General features: G+C 73.9%; 16 protein-coding genes. 9 read left to right on the top strand and 7 right to left on the bottom strand.

Going from position 1 to position 16,223, the window contains the following annotated elements; all coding sequences use genetic code 11:
* Nucleotides 1-23: 23 nt before the first annotated feature.
* From ACZ5GT_RS22415 to ACZ5GT_RS22385, 7 genes are all read left to right on the top strand, one after another.
* Nucleotides 24-707: an AzlC family ABC transporter permease gene (locus ACZ5GT_RS22415; RefSeq protein ID WP_469028003.1), complete on the top strand. Its 684-nt coding sequence runs from the start codon at nt 24-26 to the stop codon at nt 705-707.
* A gap of 14 nt (nt 708-721) precedes the next feature.
* On the top strand, nt 722-1,036 hold the full coding sequence (locus ACZ5GT_RS22410) for an AzlD domain-containing protein (RefSeq protein WP_469028362.1): 315 nt from the start codon (nt 722-724) through the stop codon (nt 1,034-1,036).
* Between the two features lie 593 nt (nt 1,037-1,629).
* Entirely contained in the window at nt 1,630-1,986 is a 357-nt protein-coding gene (locus ACZ5GT_RS22405; RefSeq protein WP_469028000.1) for a LuxR C-terminal-related transcriptional regulator, read from the top strand.
* Between the two features lie 237 nt (nt 1,987-2,223).
* Complete coding sequence (locus tag ACZ5GT_RS22400; RefSeq protein WP_469027997.1) at nt 2,224-3,441, top strand: FAD-dependent monooxygenase; 1,218 nt, start codon at nt 2,224-2,226, stop codon at nt 3,439-3,441.
* Between the two features lie 79 nt (nt 3,442-3,520).
* On the top strand, nt 3,521-4,993 hold the full coding sequence (locus ACZ5GT_RS22395; RefSeq protein WP_469027994.1) for an MFS transporter: 1,473 nt from the start codon (nt 3,521-3,523) through the stop codon (nt 4,991-4,993).
* On the top strand, nt 4,990-5,595 hold the full coding sequence (locus ACZ5GT_RS22390; protein WP_469027989.1) for a TetR/AcrR family transcriptional regulator: 606 nt from the start codon (nt 4,990-4,992) through the stop codon (nt 5,593-5,595). Before ACZ5GT_RS22395 ends, ACZ5GT_RS22390 begins: the two co-directional genes overlap by 4 nt.
* A gap of 94 nt (nt 5,596-5,689) precedes the next feature.
* Complete coding sequence (locus tag ACZ5GT_RS22385) at nt 5,690-6,673, top strand: aldo/keto reductase (RefSeq protein ID WP_469027982.1); 984 nt, start codon at nt 5,690-5,692, stop codon at nt 6,671-6,673.
* A gap of 16 nt (nt 6,674-6,689) precedes the next feature.
* Here ACZ5GT_RS22385 and ACZ5GT_RS22380 read toward each other — a convergent pair whose 3' ends face one another.
* Nucleotides 6,690-7,040 carry a hypothetical protein gene (locus ACZ5GT_RS22380; protein ID WP_469027975.1) on the bottom strand — a complete coding sequence of 117 codons (351 nt, stop codon included), beginning with the start codon at nt 7,038-7,040 and terminating at the stop codon, nt 6,690-6,692.
* Between the two features lie 157 nt (nt 7,041-7,197).
* On the opposite strand from ACZ5GT_RS22380, the gene ACZ5GT_RS22375 reads away from it, so the two are divergent.
* Entirely contained in the window at nt 7,198-7,701 is a 504-nt protein-coding gene (locus ACZ5GT_RS22375; protein ID WP_469027970.1) for a DUF6328 family protein, read from the top strand.
* Here the strand turns inward: ACZ5GT_RS22375 and ACZ5GT_RS22370 are convergent.
* Nucleotides 7,622-8,329, bottom strand: coding sequence for a DUF2238 domain-containing protein (locus tag ACZ5GT_RS22370; RefSeq protein WP_469028359.1), 708 nt, complete (start codon nt 8,327-8,329; stop codon nt 7,622-7,624). The genes ACZ5GT_RS22375 and ACZ5GT_RS22370 overlap by 80 nt on opposite strands.
* Before the next feature lie 132 nt (nt 8,330-8,461).
* Complete coding sequence (locus ACZ5GT_RS22365; RefSeq protein WP_469027965.1) at nt 8,462-9,433, bottom strand: LLM class F420-dependent oxidoreductase; 972 nt, start codon at nt 9,431-9,433, stop codon at nt 8,462-8,464.
* A gap of 134 nt (nt 9,434-9,567) precedes the next feature.
* Between ACZ5GT_RS22365 and ACZ5GT_RS22360 the strand changes: the two genes are divergently transcribed.
* Nucleotides 9,568-11,022 carry a serine hydrolase domain-containing protein gene (locus ACZ5GT_RS22360; RefSeq protein ID WP_469027959.1) on the top strand — a complete coding sequence of 485 codons (1,455 nt, stop codon included), beginning with the start codon at nt 9,568-9,570 and terminating at the stop codon, nt 11,020-11,022.
* Here ACZ5GT_RS22360 and ACZ5GT_RS22355 read toward each other — a convergent pair.
* The 4 genes from ACZ5GT_RS22355 to ACZ5GT_RS22340 all read right to left on the bottom strand — a co-directional run bounded on the left by ACZ5GT_RS22355 (nt 11,014) and on the right by ACZ5GT_RS22340 (nt 16,067).
* A complete protein-coding gene (locus ACZ5GT_RS22355; RefSeq protein WP_469027952.1) occupies nt 11,014-12,693 on the bottom strand; it encodes a serine/threonine protein kinase in 1,680 nt (559 codons plus the stop codon). The genes ACZ5GT_RS22360 and ACZ5GT_RS22355 overlap by 9 nt on opposite strands.
* A 173-nt stretch (nt 12,694-12,866) precedes the next feature.
* The gene (locus ACZ5GT_RS22350) at nt 12,867-13,826 is read right to left on the bottom strand and encodes a threonine/serine dehydratase (protein ID WP_469027948.1); all 960 of its coding nucleotides are present in this window, start codon (nt 13,824-13,826) and stop codon (nt 12,867-12,869) included.
* Between the two features lie 106 nt (nt 13,827-13,932).
* Nucleotides 13,933-15,030 (bottom strand): polyprenyl synthetase family protein, encoded by a 1,098-nt coding sequence (locus tag ACZ5GT_RS22345; RefSeq protein WP_469027945.1) that lies wholly within the window; start codon nt 15,028-15,030, stop codon nt 13,933-13,935.
* On the bottom strand, nt 15,027-16,067 hold the full coding sequence (locus tag ACZ5GT_RS22340) for a tetratricopeptide repeat protein (protein ID WP_469028355.1): 1,041 nt from the start codon (nt 16,065-16,067) through the stop codon (nt 15,027-15,029). The genes ACZ5GT_RS22345 and ACZ5GT_RS22340 overlap by 4 nt, the downstream gene beginning before the upstream one ends.
* Nucleotides 16,068-16,223: the final 156 nt, after the last annotated feature.

Raw genomic sequence — 16,223 nt, 5'->3', positions numbered from 1 at the left:
CGGGTGCGTTCAGTATAAAAGCCATGCGTTCGTTATGGAAAACCCTCGGCTCCGGGCCGCTGCGCGACATAGCGCTGGTCTGCCTGGCCGTCGGGGTCATCGGCGTGTCCTACGGCGCCGTCGCGACCACGTCCGGATTCGCCTGGTGGTTCCCGGTGCTGATGGGGACGCTCGTGCTGGCCGCGTCCTCGGAGTTCCTGTTCATCGGGATCGTGGCCGCCGGCGGCAGTCCGATCGCCGCGCTGTTCGCCGGGCTCCTGGTCAACGCCCGTCACCTGCCCTTCGGGCTCGCGGTACCCGACGTGCTCGGGCGCGGCTGGCGGGGACTGCTCGGCACCCATCTGATGAACGACGAGACGGTCGTCTTCGCCCTCGCCCAGGAGGGGATGCACCGCAAGCGGGCCGCGTACTGGGCCTGCGGCCTGGGCATTCTCGCCTGCTGGCCCGCCGGTGCCGCGCTGGGTGCGTTGCTCGGCACGGTCGTCAGGGACACCGCGGCGCTGGGCCTGGACGCCATGTTCCCCGCGGTCATCCTGGCGCTGATCCTGCCCGCGATGAAGGAACGGGCGGTACGGCGGACCGCGCTGGCCGGTGCCGCGCTGGCGCTGGCCGTCACCGCGTTCGTACCGGTCGGGCTGCCGGTGCTGATCGCCCTGGCCGCGCTGCCGCTGTGCACCGTCAAGTCCCGCGAAGGAGCGGTGCGGTGAGCGGGTCCATCCCGATGATGCCGACGCTGGCGGCGATGCTGGGCCTGGCGGCCGGCACCTTCCTGCTGCGCCTGTCGGGGCCGGCCCTGCGCGCCAGGGTCACCTTCCCGAAGCGGGCCGAGAAGCTGCTGGAGGTCTCGGCGGTGGTCCTGCTCGCCGCGCTGACGGCCACTTCGGCGCTGACCGAGGGGCACGGCTTCGCCGGCGTCGCCCGGCCGGTCGGGGTCCTGGTGGGCGGAGTGCTCGCCCTGCGCAAGGCGCCGTTCCTGGTCGTCGTGCTGACGGCGGCGGGCACGGCCGCGCTGCTGCGGCTGGCGGGGATTCCCTGACCCGGCCGGACGTTCCACGCCCAGGCTCACACCCACGCCCAACCCCAGGCTGACACCCACGCCCAGCCCCACGCTCACACCCACGCTCGCGCCCGCCGGGTTCCTCGGCGGGCGTTCTCTTTTGAACGTGCGGCCGACATCCGGGTCATGGAATCACCCGCGGCGCGAAAAAGAGCCGTACAAACCTCCGCGCCGAGTTTGACGCATTCTCGTCGCCCGGCCTTCTCGCAGTGTGGACGCCCTGTTGTTCGCTCCGAAAGCAGTCGAGTACCCTCGGTGCGAAGTGGACAACGCCGCAGAAATTGTCCAGCTGGTGTGCGCCTCGTACCCGTAGTGGTCCAGGATGGCTGCTCCATTCTCGGAGCACTCCTTCGGATGTCCGTAAAGGATCTGCTGAGATGCGTGCAGGACGATGTCGCCGACTGCCCGGAGCGATCCTGAGCGGCGTTCGATCCGGCCTTCTCGGGCCGGCTGTCGACGGAGCTTCACAGGAGTTCCCCCGCGCACCACCGTGGGGCCGGATCGTGGCAGACGTCGACGCCGCATCCGCGGCACCCCACGGACACACGCCCAAGGAGCGCTGACAGAACGGCATGAACATCACGAAGACGGAGAGTCCGAGACCCCGGGCCAGCCTGGCCACCGATCAGCAGTCCCGCGCCGCCGATCCACAGCTGACCCTGCTCCACGACGATGTCCGGGACGACGGCGTCCGGGACGCGATGGCACGCGTGCCGCTGTTGTCCGAGCGTGAACTCGATGTCTTCCGGCTCCTGGGGAAAGGGGCGTCGAACAGGACCATCGCGACCCGCCTCGGCATTACCGAACGCACGACCAAGGCCCATGTCGCCCAGATACTGGCCAAATTAGGCGTGGAATCGCGGCTCCAGGCCGGAATCGCCGGCTTCGCCTGGGAGATCGCCAGGGCAGGCCATAACGCGCCACGGTGACCAATTCGCCGCGCGGGTACGTGTGAGGGCTCGTAAGCCTCCGCCCGCCATTCGATTCAGGCGGTGAACACCGGGCGTGCCGTGCCCGCGCCGCCGGCCGGTCTCCCGGCCCTGCTCCGTTCACCCGGTCGTCCCCGCAGGTGCCCACGGCCTGCGGGGCGAACCCCCGAGTAGTCACGCCCACCCTGCTACCCTGCGTCATCAATTGTCCGTTTTGGGTAATTTCAAGGGGTGTGTGTGAAGGTCGCCTGTGTCGGAGGCGGGCCTGCGGGCCTGTATCTCTCGATCCTGCTGAAGCGGCAGGACCCGTCCCACGACATCACCGTCCACGAACGCGATCCGGAGGGCTCGACCTACGGCTGGGGCGTGACCTACTGGCGGGAACTGCTCGACCGGCTCCACGAACACGACCCCGAGTCGGCCCGCGCCGTCCGCGAGAACTCGGTCCGCTGGAACCAGGGGATCGCCCACGTACGCGACCTGACGACCCGCCGCCCCGGCGACGAGGGCCACGGCATCGGCCGCCACCGCTTCCTGGAGATCCTCGCCGACCGGGCCCGCTCCCTCGGCGTGCGCCTGGAGTTCGAGCGTGAGATCACCCCGGACGGCCTGCCGGACGCCGACCTCGTCGTCGCGGGCGACGGCGCCGGCAGCGCCCTGCGCACCCGGCACGCCGGGTACTTCGGCACCCGGATCAGCAACGGGCGCAACACCTACATCTGGCTCGGCACCACCAAGGTGTTCGACTCCTTCACCTTCGCCTTCGTGGAGACCGGCCACGGCTGGATCTGGTGCTACGGCTATCCCTACGGCGCCGACCGCAGCACCTGCGTCATCGAGTGCGCGCCCGAGACCCGCACCGGACTCGGTCTCGACCGGGGGAGCGAGGCGGAGCGGCTGGCGCTGCTGGAGAAACTGTTCGCCGGCATCCTGGACGGCCACCCGCTCATCTGCCGCCCCTCCGCCGGTGCCGGCCCCGGCGCCCAGTGGCTCACCTTCCGCACCCTCACCAACCGCACCTGGCACCGGGGCAACCTGGTGCTCGTCGGCGATGCCGCGCACACCACGCACTACTCCATCGGCGCCGGGACCACCCTCGCCCTGGAGGACGCCATCGCGCTGGCCGGCGCGCTGCGCGAGCCCGCCCCGCTGCCGTACGCCCTCGCCCGCTACGAGCGCGAACGCAAGAAGGCCCTGCTGCCCGCGCAGAGCGCGGCCCGTTACAGCGCCCAGTGGTACGAGAACCTGGAGCGCTACATCCACCTGCCCCCGGAGCGGATGTTCGCGCTGCTCGGCCAGCGCCACTCGCCGCTGCTGCCGTACGTCCCGCCGCAGCTGTACTACCGGATCGACCACGCCGCCGGTCGGTCGGAGGCGCTGCGCCGCCTCAAGCGCTGGCTGGGCCCGCGGATCGCGCGCACCGTGCACACGCGGACGCCGGCCTCCCGCGGATAGGGCTGGGTGAATGGCCATTCACCCGCTATGGTGAATGGCCATTCACCGGTTTTCTCGTCTTCCGCCCGCTGGAGTCCTCATGGAGCAACCCGCCCCGATACCGAGTCCGGACGCCCCGCGGAACCGGTTCACCATCCCCGCGCTGGCGTTCGGCGGCATCCTCATGGCGGTCATGCAGACCGTGGTCGTCCCGCTGCTGCCCGACCTGCCGCGGCTGACCGGGGCCTCGGCGGGCGCGGTCTCCTGGACGGTCACCGCCACGCTCCTGTCGGGCGCCGTCCTCACCCCGGTGCTCGGCCGGGCGGGGGACATGTACGGCAAGCGGCGGGTGCTGATGGCGGCGCTGACGCTGATGACGGTCGGCGCGGTGATGTGCGCCGTGTCCTCCGACATCGCCGTGCTCATCACGGCCCGTGCCCTGCAGGGCGCCGCCGCCTCCGTGGTACCGCTGTCGATCAGCATCCTGCGCGACGAACTGCCGCCCGAACGGCGCGGCTCCGCGGTGGCGCTGATGAGCTCCACCGTCGGCATCGGCGCCGCCCTCGGCCTGCCGCTGGCCGCGCTGGTGGTGCAGTACGCCGACTGGCACACCATGTTCTGGCTGACCGCCGCCCTCGGCGCGCTGGGCGTGACGGCCGTGTGGTGGGCGGTGCGCGAGTCCCCGGTGCGCCGGCCCGGCCGGTTCGACGTGCTGGGCGCGCTGGGACTGGCCGCCGGACTGGTGTGCCTGCTGCTGGGCGTGTCCCAGGGCGGGCAGTGGGGCTGGGGCAGCGCACGCGTCCTGGGCCTGTTCGCCGTCGCCGCCGCCGTCCTGGCGCTGTGGTGGGTGCAGCAGCTGCGCACCGAACGGCCGCTGGTCGACCTGCGGCTGGTCACCCGGCCGCGGGTGGGCCTGTCGCACGTGGCGGCGCTGCTCACCGGGTTCGCGTTCTACGCCAACTCCCTGGTGACGGCCCAGCTGGTGCAGGCGCCGAAGGCCACCGGGTACGGGCTCGGCCTGTCGATCGTGGCCACCGGCCTGTGCCTGCTGCCGGGCGGGGTCACCATGCTCCTGTTCTCGCCGCTGTCCGCCCGGATCTCCGCGGTCCGCGGCCCGCGCGTCACACTGGCCCTCGGCGCGGCCGTCATCGCCTGCGGTTACGCCGTGCGGATCGCCGACAGCCGTGACCTGTGGATGATCATCCTGGGTGCGACCGTGGTGGCGACCGGCACCACCCTCGCCTACTCCGCCCTGCCCACCCTGATCCTGCGCGCCGTCCCGGCCGGGCAGACCGCCTCCGCCAACGGCGTCAACGTGCTGATGCGCACCATCGGCCAGGCCACCTCCAGCGCCGCGGTCGCCGCGGTGCTGGTGCACCACACCAGGCCGGTCGGCGGAGCCCCCCTGCCGACCCTGCACGGGTACCTGCTCGCCTTCGCGATCGCCGGCGCCGTCGCGCTGGCAGCCTGCGCCGCGGCCCTCTCCATCCCCCGCGACGGCGGGCCCGAGGACACCCGCCGGGCCCGCGGCGGGGTCCGGGACACCCGCGACGAGGCGCTGGAGGGAACATGAGCGCCGTGAGCACTCCACCTCCCTCACCCGCACCCGCCCGCCGGGACGCCGAGGCGACCAAGGCGGCCATCCTCAAGGCCGCCCGCCACCTGCTGGCCCGGCACGCCCACGCCGACATCACCCTCAAGGCCGTGGCCGAACGGGCCGGTGTCAGCCCGCCGTTGGTCCTGAAGTACTTCGGCAACAAGGACGCCCTGTTCGCCCGGGTGATGTCCTTCGAGACGGACGCCGACGCCCTGCTCGACGCGCCGCTGGACGCGCTCGGCCGGCACATGGTCCGGCACGTCCTGGTCAGCCAGTCCCGGCAGGGCGCCGACCCGCTGCTGCGGATCGTGTTCGCCCCGCTGCACGGCGAACAGGGCGACATCCTGCGCGCCAACTTCCGCACCCAGGTCACCGAACGCCTCGCCGCCCGCCTCACCGGCCCCGACGCGGGCCTGCGCGCGGAACTCGCCGTCGGCATGCTCCTCGGCCTGGGCGTGATGTACGGCATCGCGCGCGGCGCCCACCTGCGCGAGACCCCGCCGGACGACGTGGTGGACCGCTACGCCCCCGCCCTCCAGGCCCACCTCACCCCCGGCGCGGGAACCCAGCCGTCCTGACCGCCCACTCCGGCGGTACGCGGTGGGGCCGGTGGGGGGCGGAAGCAGAGCGGCCGGTTCCGGGGGTGGGCGGGGCGGGTGACAGACTGACGGCATGGAAGAGCGCGTATTCGACAGGTCCGGCCGGCACGCTTCCGTCGTCGGGCTCGGGACATGGCAGCTGGGCGCCGACTGGGGTGAGGTCGACGACAAGGACGCCCACGCGGTGCTGGAGGCCGCGGCCGAGTCGGGGGTGACCTTCTTCGACACCGCCGACGTGTACGGCGACGGGCGCAGCGAGCAGACCATCGCCGCCTTCCTGCGCGGCAGGCCGGACCTGCGCGTACTGGTCGCCACCAAGATGGGCCGCCGCGTCGAGCAGCTCCCGGAGAACTACGTACTGGACAACTTCCGCGCCTGGAACGACCGTTCACGGCGCAACCTCGGCGTCGACCGCATCGACCTGGTGCAGCTGCACTGCCCGCCCACCCCCGTCTACTCCACCGACGAGGTCTTCGACGCCCTCGACACCCTGGTCGAGGAGGAGCGGGTCGCCGCCTACGGCGTCAGCGTGGAGACCTGCGCGGAGGCGCTCACCGCGATCGCCCGCCCGAACGTGGCGAGCGTGCAGATCATCCTCAACCCGTTCCGCATGAAGCCGCTGCGCGAGGTGCTGCCCGCGGCACGGGAGGCGGGCGTCGGCGTCATCGCGCGCGTGCCGCTCGCCTCCGGCCTGCTGTCGGGCAAGTACACCAAGGACACCGTCTTCGCCGCGGACGACCACCGCAACTACAACCGCCACGGCGAGGCCTTCGACGTCGGTGAGACGTTCTCCGGCGTCGACTACGACACCGGCGTGGAGGCGGCCGCCGAGTTCGCCGCCCTCGCGCCCGAGGGGTACACCCCGGCGCAGCTGGCCCTGCGCTGGATCGTCCAGCAGCCCGGCGTGACCACCGTGATCCCCGGCGCCCGCTCACCGGAGCAGGCCCGCGCCAACGCGGCCGCCGCCGCCCTGCCCGAACTCGGCGCCGAGACCCTCGACGCGATCCGCGACCTCTACGACCGCCGCGTCAAGGACCAGGTCGAGCACCGCTGGTAGGACCGGGCCGGCACGCTCACGGCTCCAGGAGCAGCTGCCACTCCTGCTCCTGGTCGCCGGAGACCGACCCCTGGTCCTGCGCGGTGAAGGCGTGGTTCAGCGTCTCGCGCGCCTTCGCCACCGCCTCGGGGGCGCCCTGCACGGTGACCGTCACCGCCCCGGACAGCCGGCCGGCGGTGCCGGCCGCGCCGCCGTCCCCCGACGGGCCGGCGGTGTCGTGTTCGAACGTTGCCGTGTGGATCGTGGCCCGTTCGTCGGCGGGCAGTTCCCGCGCCGACCCGAAGGCCGGTTCCAGGGCCCGCACCACGGCCCGTGCGTCGGCGGCGCTGCCGCCGCTGAGGGTGAGGGTGAGCTCGGTAGCGGACATCGTCGACGCACTCCTCGGCTGGTCGTCGTGAGCCATGCGCTTCGTGTAACCGTCCGGTGATCGGCCAAACAGTCCGCCGTCCGGACCGGTCAACCCGGCCGAACCGGGAACACGGCCCGGAGAGGCGACAAGGGCCGGACGAGCCGGGAGGAAAGCGTTGGCCGACAGGGAGCACGGTACGGACCCGGTGAACGACTGGGGACGGCACGAGACCGAGGAGGAGCGGGCCGACCGGAAGTGGACCGAGCTCATCCAGGAGGTCAGGGTCGCCCAGACCGGGGTGCAGATCCTGTTCGGTTTCCTGCTGACCGTCGTGTTCACCCCGAAGTACGGTCAGCTGGAACAGACCGACAAGACCATCTACATCGTCACCGTCGTCCTCGGCGCCGCCACCACCGGGGCGCTGATCGGGCCGGTGTCGCTGCACCGTCTGGTGTCCGGGCGGCGGATCAAACCGCAGGCGGTGGAGTGGGCCTCCCGGATGACCTTCGCCGGCCTGGTGCTGCTGCTGGCCACCATGACCAGCTCGCTCGTGCTCATCCTGCGGGTGGCGACCCACAACGGGGCCGTCACCTGGATCGTCACCGGCGTCGTCGCGTGGTACCTGCTGTGCTGGTTCGGGGTGCCGCTGTGGACCCGGCGCCGTCATACGACGAGGTGAGGCCCGGCGCCGCCAGCTGCCGGTCGTGCAGGCGGCCGAGCAGCAGCACCGACACGGTCGCGCCGACCAGCGCGCAGAACATGTCCCACTGGGTGTCCCACACATCGCCCTGCGTGGCGAGGAACGCGTCCGCCGCCTGGCCGCCGACCACGGCGGCCAGCCACTCCAGCATCTCGAACACCGCGCTGAAGGCGAGGCAGGCGCACACGGTCAGCGGAGCCAGCCAGCGGCTGCCGCGCAGCGGCGAGGTACGGCTGAGCAGCTCCCGCACCAGCACCGCCGGCACGAATCCCTGCATGAGGTGCCCGAAGCGGTCGTAGGGATTGCGGTCCAGCCCGAAGGTGTCGCGCACCCAGTCGCCGGCGGGCACCTCGGCGTAGGTGTAGTGCCCGCCCACCGCCAGGACGAGCGCGTGCGCGGCCAGCAGGCAGCACAGCAGGTCCGTCAGCGGGAAGCGCCGCCGGGTCAGCACCGCCAGCGGCAGCCCGATCAGCACCCACACCGTCTCCAGGAACCAGGTGGTGCGGTCGTGCGGCGCCCAGGCGGAGACGGCCAGTCCCGCGACGACGACGGCGGCGAGCAGCGCGGGCAGCCGGCGTCGGGGCGGGGCGGGACGTGCGGCGGTCATGGTGGTCATGGGGGCTCCTCCTCGTCGAGCCCCCATCGTGGCCGCGGCGGGCGGGCCGCGGCATGAGTACGGCTACTCACCGCCGCCTGGGCAGCACCGCGGGGCGGGCCGGGGAAGCGTGGGCGGGGGTCCTCAGCCGAGCGCGTCGCGCAGCGCGGGCAGCAGCGTCTTCGACGCCCAGTCGATGAACTCCGGCTGGGTCTCCCCGCCGATCTGCACCAGCGCGACCTCGTCGAACCCGGCGTCGGCGAACGGCCGCACCGCCTCGACGAAGGCCTCCGGGTCGTCACCGCACGGGATCGCGGCGGCGACGTCGTCCGGCGTCACGAACTGCGTGGCCGCCTCGAACGAATCCGGGTGCGGCAGCTCGGAGTTGACCTTCCAGCCGCTGCCGAACCAGCGGAACTGGGCGTGCGCGCGTTTGACGGCCGTGTCCCGGTCGGGGTCGTAGCAGACCGGCAGCTGGCCCACCCGCGGCTTGCCCGCGCCGCCGTGCCGGTCGAAGGACTGCAGCAGGCCCCGCTCCGGCTCGGTGGCGATGACCAGGTCCGCCAGCCGCCCGGCCAGCGCGCAGGACCGTTCGCCCGAGACGGCGATGCCGATGGGCGGCGGCTCGTCCGGCAGGTCCCACAGCCGCGCCGACTCCACGTCGAAGTGCTTGCCGCGCCGGGTGACGTGGCTGCCCCCGAACAGCGCCCGGATGATCCCCACGGCTTCCTCGAGCATCTCGTGGCGCACGTCCACCGACGGCCAGCCGCCGCCCACCACGTGCTCGTTGAGGTTCTCGCCGGAGCCCAGCCCGAGCCGGAACCTGCCCTCGGAGAGCAGTTGAACGGTCGCCGCCTTCTGCGCCACCACCGCCGGGTGGTAGCGGACGGTCGGGCACGTCACGTACGTCATCAGCGGGATGCGCGAGGTCGCCTGCGCGGCCGCGCCCAGCACGCTCCAGGCGTACGGCGAGTGGCCCTGCGCGCGCAGCCAGGGGAAGTAGTGGTCCGACGTCACCGAGAAGTCGAAGCCCGCCTCCTCGGCCCGCACCACATGGTCGACGAGCTCACGGGGGCCGGCCTGCTCCGTCATCATCGTGTATCCGATCTGCACCATGGGCGACGGGTCCCCTGCGCGCCCGGCCGGAAACGACGGCCCGGCCGCCCCCGGCAGCCTCCGACCAGCAGCCCTGACAGCGCCGACGGCCCGACAGAGCGGTCACGCGGCGGCCCGCGGGGCAGGATGCCGTCATGACCGCTCGCCCGCTGCCCCTCGGCAGCCCCTCCGACCAAGGCGTCGACCCGTCCGGCGTCCACGCGTTCCTCGACGCCGTCGAAGCCGCCCCGGACATCGAGCCGCACAGTGTGATGGTCGTCAGGCACGGCCGTCTCGTGGCGTCCGGCTGGTGGGCGCCGTACACGGCCGGACGCCCGCACCTGCTGTACTCGCTCAGCAAGAGCTTCACCGCGACGGCCGCCGGGCTCGCCGCCGCCGAGGGGCTGCTGGACCTCGACGCGCCGGTGATCTCCTACTTCCCGGAGTTCGCGGCCGACGTCACCGACCCGCGCAGCCGGGCGATGCTGGTGCGGCACGTGGCGTCCATGGCCAGCGGCCACCTGACCGAGACGCTCGAACGGGCGCGCGCGGCGGACCGCGGGGAACTGGTGCGCGGCTTCCTGCGGATCCCGCCGGACGGCGACCCGGGCACCGTGTTCGCCTACAACCAGCCCACCACGTACACCCTCGCCGCGATCGTCCAGCGCGTCACCGGTCAGCCGCTGAGCGCCTACCTGCGGCCCCGGCTGCTCGATCCGCTCGGGATCGGGGAGATCGCCTGGCTGCGCGACCGGGCCGGCCGTGAACTGGGTTTCAGCGGGCTGCACGCCACCACCGACGCGATCGCCCGGCTCGGCGAGCTGTATCTGCGCGACGGGGTGTGGGAGGGCGAGCGGCTGCTGCCGGAAGGCTGGGCGGCCGAGGCGTCACGCGTGCACATCGACACCGCCGACGGCACGCCCGAGGGGGCGCTGTCGGACTGGCAGCAGGGCTACGGCCTGCAGTTCTGGCGCTCCCGGCACGGTTACCGGGGCGACGGGGCGTACGGTCAGTTCTGCCTGGTGCTGCCCGAACACGCCGCCGTGGTCGCGACCACGGCGGCGACCGTGGAGATGCAGCGACTCCTGGACCTGGTCTGGACGCATCTGTTGCCGGCCTTCCGCCCCGGACCGCTGCCGGGCCGGGCGGACCAGGACGCCGCGCTGCGGGACCGGCTCGCCCGGCTGGCCCTGCCGCCCGCCGAGGGCCGGCCCGCCCCGCCGGAAGGGGCGGGCCGGCCCTCGGCGTGGTCCGGCGCCGTGTTCACCCCGCGGGGCGGCCGGTGCGCGGGGCTGCCGAAGCTGACCGAGGCCGCGGTGACGGCGGACCCGGACGGCTGGACGCTGACGCTCACCGAGGACGGCCACCGCCTCCCCTTCCGGATCGGGCGGAGCGGCTGGCGGGCCGCTGACGAGCCGCTGCCGACCGCGGTCAGCGGGGGGTGGGCGGACGCCGCCACCCTCGCCGTGGACATCGTGTTCCTGGAGACGCCGCACCGGCTGACGGTGACGTGCTCGCTGCCGGACGGGACGTTCACGGCGTCCTGGCGCACGACGCCGCTGCACGGTCCGGGGCTGCGGGCGCTGCGCGCGCCGGTGTACTCAGGCTGACGGCATCCGGAAGGTCCGCAGGACGGTGCTGAGCGCCTGCCGGTCGGCGGCGTCGTCCCAGTGGGCGGCCGGCGCCGTCCAGCGCAGCGAGAAGCCGCGCCCGCCGCCGAGCACCACGCCCCGGCCGAAGGTGCGCACCTGCGTGCCGCCCACCCGGGACAGCCACTCCATGTCGGCGGCGCTGTGGCCCTGGTAGGTCGTCGCCCGGATCTCGCCGATACGCCGGAAACCGGGGTAGCGCTCCAGCTGGGGCTCCACGTCGTCGCGCCACACCGCGACGGGGTCCGGGCCCACCCGCTTGCTGTAGGTGACCGCGAGGGTGCGCGGGTCGCCGTGCGCGCCGAAGGTGACGCGGTAGGCCACGCCGGACTGGCGGTCGGTCCGCAGCCGCTTCCAGCCGTCCGGGAGGGCGACGGAGAAGCCCTCGGGGGCGGTGTACCGGTGGAAGCCGGGCGGGAGGGCGGTGGCCGACGTCGACGCCGACGCCGACGCGGAGGCCGAGGCCGAGGCGGAGGGTGACACCGGCGGCGACGCGGACGCGGAAGGGGGCCGGGTGGCCGGCGCGGTGGTGACGGGGGCGGAGGCGTGGCCCTCGGCGCGCCGGCCGGATCCGGCCTGGGGCGTGGTCGCGTGGGCGGTCGCGGTGGCGGACCCGTGGGGCGCCGCGCTGGTGCCGGTGCTGTCCAGGCCGGGCAGCTGCCGGGTCGCGGCGAGGACGGCGACCACGACGGTGACGACGGCCAGGGCGGTGCCGGCCGTCATGGCGCGTCCGCTCCAGCCCGGGGCGGCCTGCGCGGCGGCGGTGACCAGAGCGCGCACCCGGTGCCCGGCCGGTACCGGCGTGGCCGCCCCGGGCTCCTCGGTGAGGACGGGGGTGAGGGCCTGCCGGAGCGCGGGGCGGGTGAGCCGCTCGCGGGAGTCCTTGCGCAGCAGCCCCTGCACGGTCCGGGTGAGCGGTCCCGACCGCACCGGTGTGCGCAGCGGGAGCCGGTCCACGGCGCGCAGCGTGGACTCCGGGCGGCCGCGGTCCCGGAACGGCGGGCGCCCCTCCAGCATCGCGTAGAGCATGGCTCCGAGGGCCCACAGGTCCGCCGCCGGTCCGATCCGTTCGTCGCGGGCCTGCTCGGGGGAGGCGTACGAGGGCGCGGTCAGCCGGGGGCTGAGGGTGGTGCCGGCCAGCCCGAACCCGGCGACCACGACCGGCCCCCGGTCGGGCACGAACACCTGACCGGGGCTGAGTTCGCCGTGCGTGATGCCCTGGCCGTGCGCGGCCTCCAGGACGTCGAGCAGCTCCCAGGCGATGCGGGCCGCCCGCGCCTGGTCGAACGTGTCCTTCCGGAGGAGTTCGCCCAGGGGGGTGCCGTCGATCCACTCGGCGACCGTCCACAGCACGCCGTGCTCCGCCACGGCCTCGACGACCGTGGCGACCCGGCCGGGGCACAGTTGCCCCATGGTCTCGGACATGCTGACGATGCGGGCGGCGGCCCGGGGCCCGGCCTCGCCGTCAGGATCCGTCGGCAGGACGATCTGGGTGATCAGGCAGGGGCGCTGGGTGCCGACGTCCTTGGCGTACCAGCAGATTCTGTTCGTTTCGCGATGGACTATATCGACGAGTTGGTACTTTCCAGCGACCAACTCGTGCGTGAAGACATGCGCCTTGACCATGGTCATCCCTCGCCGAACCCCTGGCTCACCTTTCCCCCAGAGGTACGGGGGGTGCCACCGGCAGCGTTCAAAGAATCCGCGATCAAGCGGTGTTTTCTGGAATTCGGTCACCGTCGGACCGGCGTTCGTCGCGAAGCCGGCTGTTGTTGACGAGAATTCAGCGGAACGGCGCCCCGAATTCAGCGCAGGCCGAAACGCTCCGCCCAGGCCGCCACGTCGCCGGTGGTGGCGTTCCCGCCGCAGACCACCAGACCGAGCCGCGCCCCGTCACCGACCCGTCCGAGGACCCGCCGGGCCGCCGGCAGCAGGCAGCCGGCGGCGGGCTCGGCCCACACCTTGGCGTGCTCGGCGAAGTCGAGCGTGCCCCGCACCGCCTCCCGGTCCGGCACCACGAGCACCTCGTCGACCAGCGCCGAGACATGGTCGTAGGTCAGCCGCGACACGGACGGCGCGCTGAGCGTGGACACGAGGGAGGACAGGGCGACCGGTACCGGACCGCCCGCCGCCAGCGCCCGCGACATGGCCTCGGCGCCCTCGGTCTCCACGCCCCAGATCCGCACACCGGGCCGGCGGGCCCGCAGCGCCGCCGCCACGCCCGAGATCAGCGCGCCGCCCCCGATGCTGACGAGCACGTCGGTGAGGTCGCCGGCGTCCGCGGCCAGCTCCAGCCCGACGGTGCCCTGTCCGGCGATCAGGACCGGGTCGTCGAACGGGTGGACCAGGGTCAGGCCCTCGTCCCGCAGGCGGTGGGCCAGCTCGAAGGCCTCGTCCATGCTGTCGGTCAGGCGTACCGACGCCCCGGCCTTCTCGACGGTCTCGACACTGCGCGCGGGCGCGGAGCGCGGCATGACGACCGTGGCCTTGATGTGCAGGCCGGCCGCCATGACCGCGAGGGCGATCCCGTGGTTCCCGCCGCTGACCGCCACCACGCCCGCGGCGCGCTCGGCCCCGCTCAGCGCCAGCAGCTTCGCCGCCGCGCCGCGCGCCTTGAACGAGCCGGTGCGCTGGAGGACTTCGAGCTTCACGGTGACCGGGGCGCCGAGCAGGGCGGTGAGGCCCGGGCTCGGCAGCGTGGGCGTGCGCACCACGTGCCCGGCGATCCGCTCGGCCGTGGCTTCGATCTCCGAGATTTCGGTCATGACGGTCATGACGGCCGACCTTCCGGCGCGGGGGAGGCGGGGGCGCGCCGCCACGACTCTGACGCCCCGGCGCGGCCCAGGTCAACTCGCCGCCGCGAGCGCCGCCTCACAGATCACGACGCACCAGGAACTCCAGCAGCGACCGCAGCTCCCGCACCGCGGGCGGCCGCAGGGAGGCGTCCGCGAGGGCGTCCTCCACGGCCGCCAGGTGCCGCCGCGCCTCGGCCAGCGCCGCCGACCGGCCGCCCGACGCGTCGATCAGCGCGGCCGCCTCCTGCCACCGCTGCGGCGACGGGGCCGGAGCCTCCAGGAGCGCGGCGAGGCGGCGGGCCGGCGCCTCCGGGCCCTCCAGCACGGCCAGGACGGGGTAGGTCTTCTTGCCTTCCCGCAGGTCGCCGTGGACCGGCTTGCCGGTGACGGCGGGATCACCCCAGATCCCCAGCACGTCGTCGGCGATCTGGAAGGCGACCCCGAGATGCCGCCCGGCCCGGTCGAGGGCGGCGACCGTCGCGGGGTCCGCGCCGCCGAGCAGCGCGCCGAGCGCGCCCGCGCAGCCCAGCAGCGCGCCCGTCTTGTGCTCGGCCATCGCCCGGTACTCCTCGGGCCGCACCCGCCGCGGCCCCCTCCAGGGCCGGGCGGCGAACAGCAGGTCGTCGGCCTGGCCGCGCACCAGGTCGCCCAGCGCCGCCGACAGCGTCCGCACCGCCCGCGGCCCCGCCGGCGCCGCGGCCAGCACCTCCACGGCCAGCGCGAACAGCGCGTCACCCGCCAGCACCGCGGGGCCCGTGCCGTACGCCCTCCACACCGTCGGCCGGCGCCGCCGGGCCTGGTCGCCGTCCATGATGTCGTCGTGCAGCAGGGAGAAGGTGTGCACCAGCTCCACCGCGACGGCCGCCGGCACACCGGCCCGTCCGGCCGCCCCCGCCGCTTCGGCGCCGAGCACGGCCAGCGCCTGCCGCACTCCCTTGCCGCCGGACGCTGCGGCGGGCGCCCCGCCCACCTCGCACCAGCCGAAGGAGTACGCGGCCATCTCGCCCACCCACGGGTGCATCCGGCCGACGGCCTCCGCGAGGGCGGGCCGCGTCAGCTCACGGCAGCGGTCGAGGATCGCCTGCGCCTGCGCCTGCGCCTGCGCCTGCGCCTGCGCGTGCCCGTGCGCGTGCGCGTCAGTGGGCGCACCGAGCGCCGCGCGAACCGCCGTCATCGCACGACCTCCGCCCGGACGCCGAGTTCGTCCTCGGCGCGCGCCACCATCTCCCGCGCGTGCCGCAGCCCGAGCCGCTCCAACTCGCTTGCCAGCTCGGCCAGTTCGGCAGCGGTCTCGGAGCGGTCGCGGCCCAGCCGGGCCAGCGACTTGGCCAGCCCCAGCCGGGCCAGCGCCTGCCCGCGCGGCTCGCTCATCGCGGTGAACTCCGCCAGCGCCCGCGCGTACAGCTCCCGCGCCTCGGCGTGACGCCCGGCGCGGTACAGCACGTTGCCGCGCATCTTGTGGTTGTAGGCCAGCGCGCTGGAGAGGTTCATCGCCCGGCACGTCGTCTCCGCCCGCGACAGCAGCTCCAGCGCCCGCTCGGTGTCACCGTCCCGCACGGACACCACGTCGGCGAGCCCGCGCAGCGCCCAGGCATGGCCGCGCCGGTCGTCGGCGCGCTCCGCTATCTCCGCCGCCTCCTCGAACAGGGCGTGGGCGGTGTCGTACGACCCGGTCTGGCGGTGGATCTGCGCGATGCCCTCCAGCGCCCACACCGTGTGCCGTGCCTCGCCGCGCCGCCGCGCCTCGGCCAGCAACTGCTCGTGCAGCCTGCGGACGGCCTCGTAGTCCCCCTGGATGCGCCCGGTCTCGGCGAGTCCGGCGAGCGAGTAACCGCGTACGACGACGTCGCCGCCGAGCTCGCCGAGTTCGGCGGCGAGCTCCAGCAGCTTCCGGGCGAGCGGGAACGCGCCGCGCTGCCGGGCCAGCGTGCCGCCGCTCCACAGGGCCCAGGCCATCGCCGCGGTGTCCCCGGCCGCGCGGGCGGCGCGGTAGCTGGCCTTCCACGCCCGGTCGGCCTCGGCGATCTGCCCCAGCCGGCGGTGTGCCTCCGCGACCGCGAGCCCGGAGCGCGCCGCCTCGCCGTGCTGCCCGGCCCGCTCGGCCGCTCTGAGCTGCTCGGTGCCGGCCGCGAGCACCTCCGTCAGTGAGGAGTTGACGGACAGGGTGGTGAGGGCGCCCTGGTACTCCGGGGCGAATGCCTTGCCGTACATCGATGCCTTCCGGGTCATATGCACCCCGCGTATACATATTGTGTATACGCGGTGCGTATAGTGCGTCGAAATTCCGCCCCGGCCCGGTCGGGCCGGGGCGTCGTCTGTCGCCGGTCAAGACGCCGGGGAAGCGGAGGGGGTTGCCCGTGAGGCGTG

It is taken from the genome of Streptomyces sp. NPDC031340, from assembly GCF_055569945.1.
Note: the sequence above shows the minus strand (reverse complement) of the source record. Positions and strands in the feature narration are given on the sequence as shown.

Excerpts from the sequence above, each read along its gene's own strand:
- ACZ5GT_RS22415 (WP_469028003.1), top strand. The coding sequence starts at position 24 with ATGCGTTCGTTATGGAAAACCCTCGGCTCCGGGCCGCTGCGCGACATA.
- ACZ5GT_RS22410 (WP_469028362.1), top strand. The coding sequence starts at position 722 with ATGATGCCGACGCTGGCGGCGATGCTGGGCCTGGCGGCCGGCACCTTC.
- ACZ5GT_RS22405 (WP_469028000.1), top strand. The coding sequence starts at position 1,630 with ATGAACATCACGAAGACGGAGAGTCCGAGACCCCGGGCCAGCCTGGCC.
- ACZ5GT_RS22395 (WP_469027994.1), top strand. The coding sequence starts at position 3,521 with ATGGAGCAACCCGCCCCGATACCGAGTCCGGACGCCCCGCGGAACCGG.
- ACZ5GT_RS22390 (WP_469027989.1), top strand. The coding sequence starts at position 4,990 with ATGAGCGCCGTGAGCACTCCACCTCCCTCACCCGCACCCGCCCGCCGG.
- ACZ5GT_RS22385 (WP_469027982.1), top strand. The coding sequence starts at position 5,690 with ATGGAAGAGCGCGTATTCGACAGGTCCGGCCGGCACGCTTCCGTCGTC.
- ACZ5GT_RS22380 (WP_469027975.1), bottom strand. The coding sequence starts at position 7,040 with ATGTCCGCTACCGAGCTCACCCTCACCCTCAGCGGCGGCAGCGCCGCC.
- ACZ5GT_RS22370 (WP_469028359.1), bottom strand. The coding sequence starts at position 8,329 with ATGACCGCCGCACGTCCCGCCCCGCCCCGACGCCGGCTGCCCGCGCTG.
- ACZ5GT_RS22365 (WP_469027965.1), bottom strand. The coding sequence starts at position 9,433 with ATGGTGCAGATCGGATACACGATGATGACGGAGCAGGCCGGCCCCCGT.
- ACZ5GT_RS22360 (WP_469027959.1), top strand. The coding sequence starts at position 9,568 with ATGACCGCTCGCCCGCTGCCCCTCGGCAGCCCCTCCGACCAAGGCGTC.
- ACZ5GT_RS22355 (WP_469027952.1), bottom strand. The coding sequence starts at position 12,693 with ATGACCATGGTCAAGGCGCATGTCTTCACGCACGAGTTGGTCGCTGGA.
- ACZ5GT_RS22350 (WP_469027948.1), bottom strand. The coding sequence starts at position 13,826 with ATGACCGAAATCTCGGAGATCGAAGCCACGGCCGAGCGGATCGCCGGG.
- ACZ5GT_RS22345 (WP_469027945.1), bottom strand. The coding sequence starts at position 15,030 with ATGACGGCGGTTCGCGCGGCGCTCGGTGCGCCCACTGACGCGCACGCG.
- ACZ5GT_RS22340 (WP_469028355.1), bottom strand. The coding sequence starts at position 16,067 with ATGTACGGCAAGGCATTCGCCCCGGAGTACCAGGGCGCCCTCACCACC.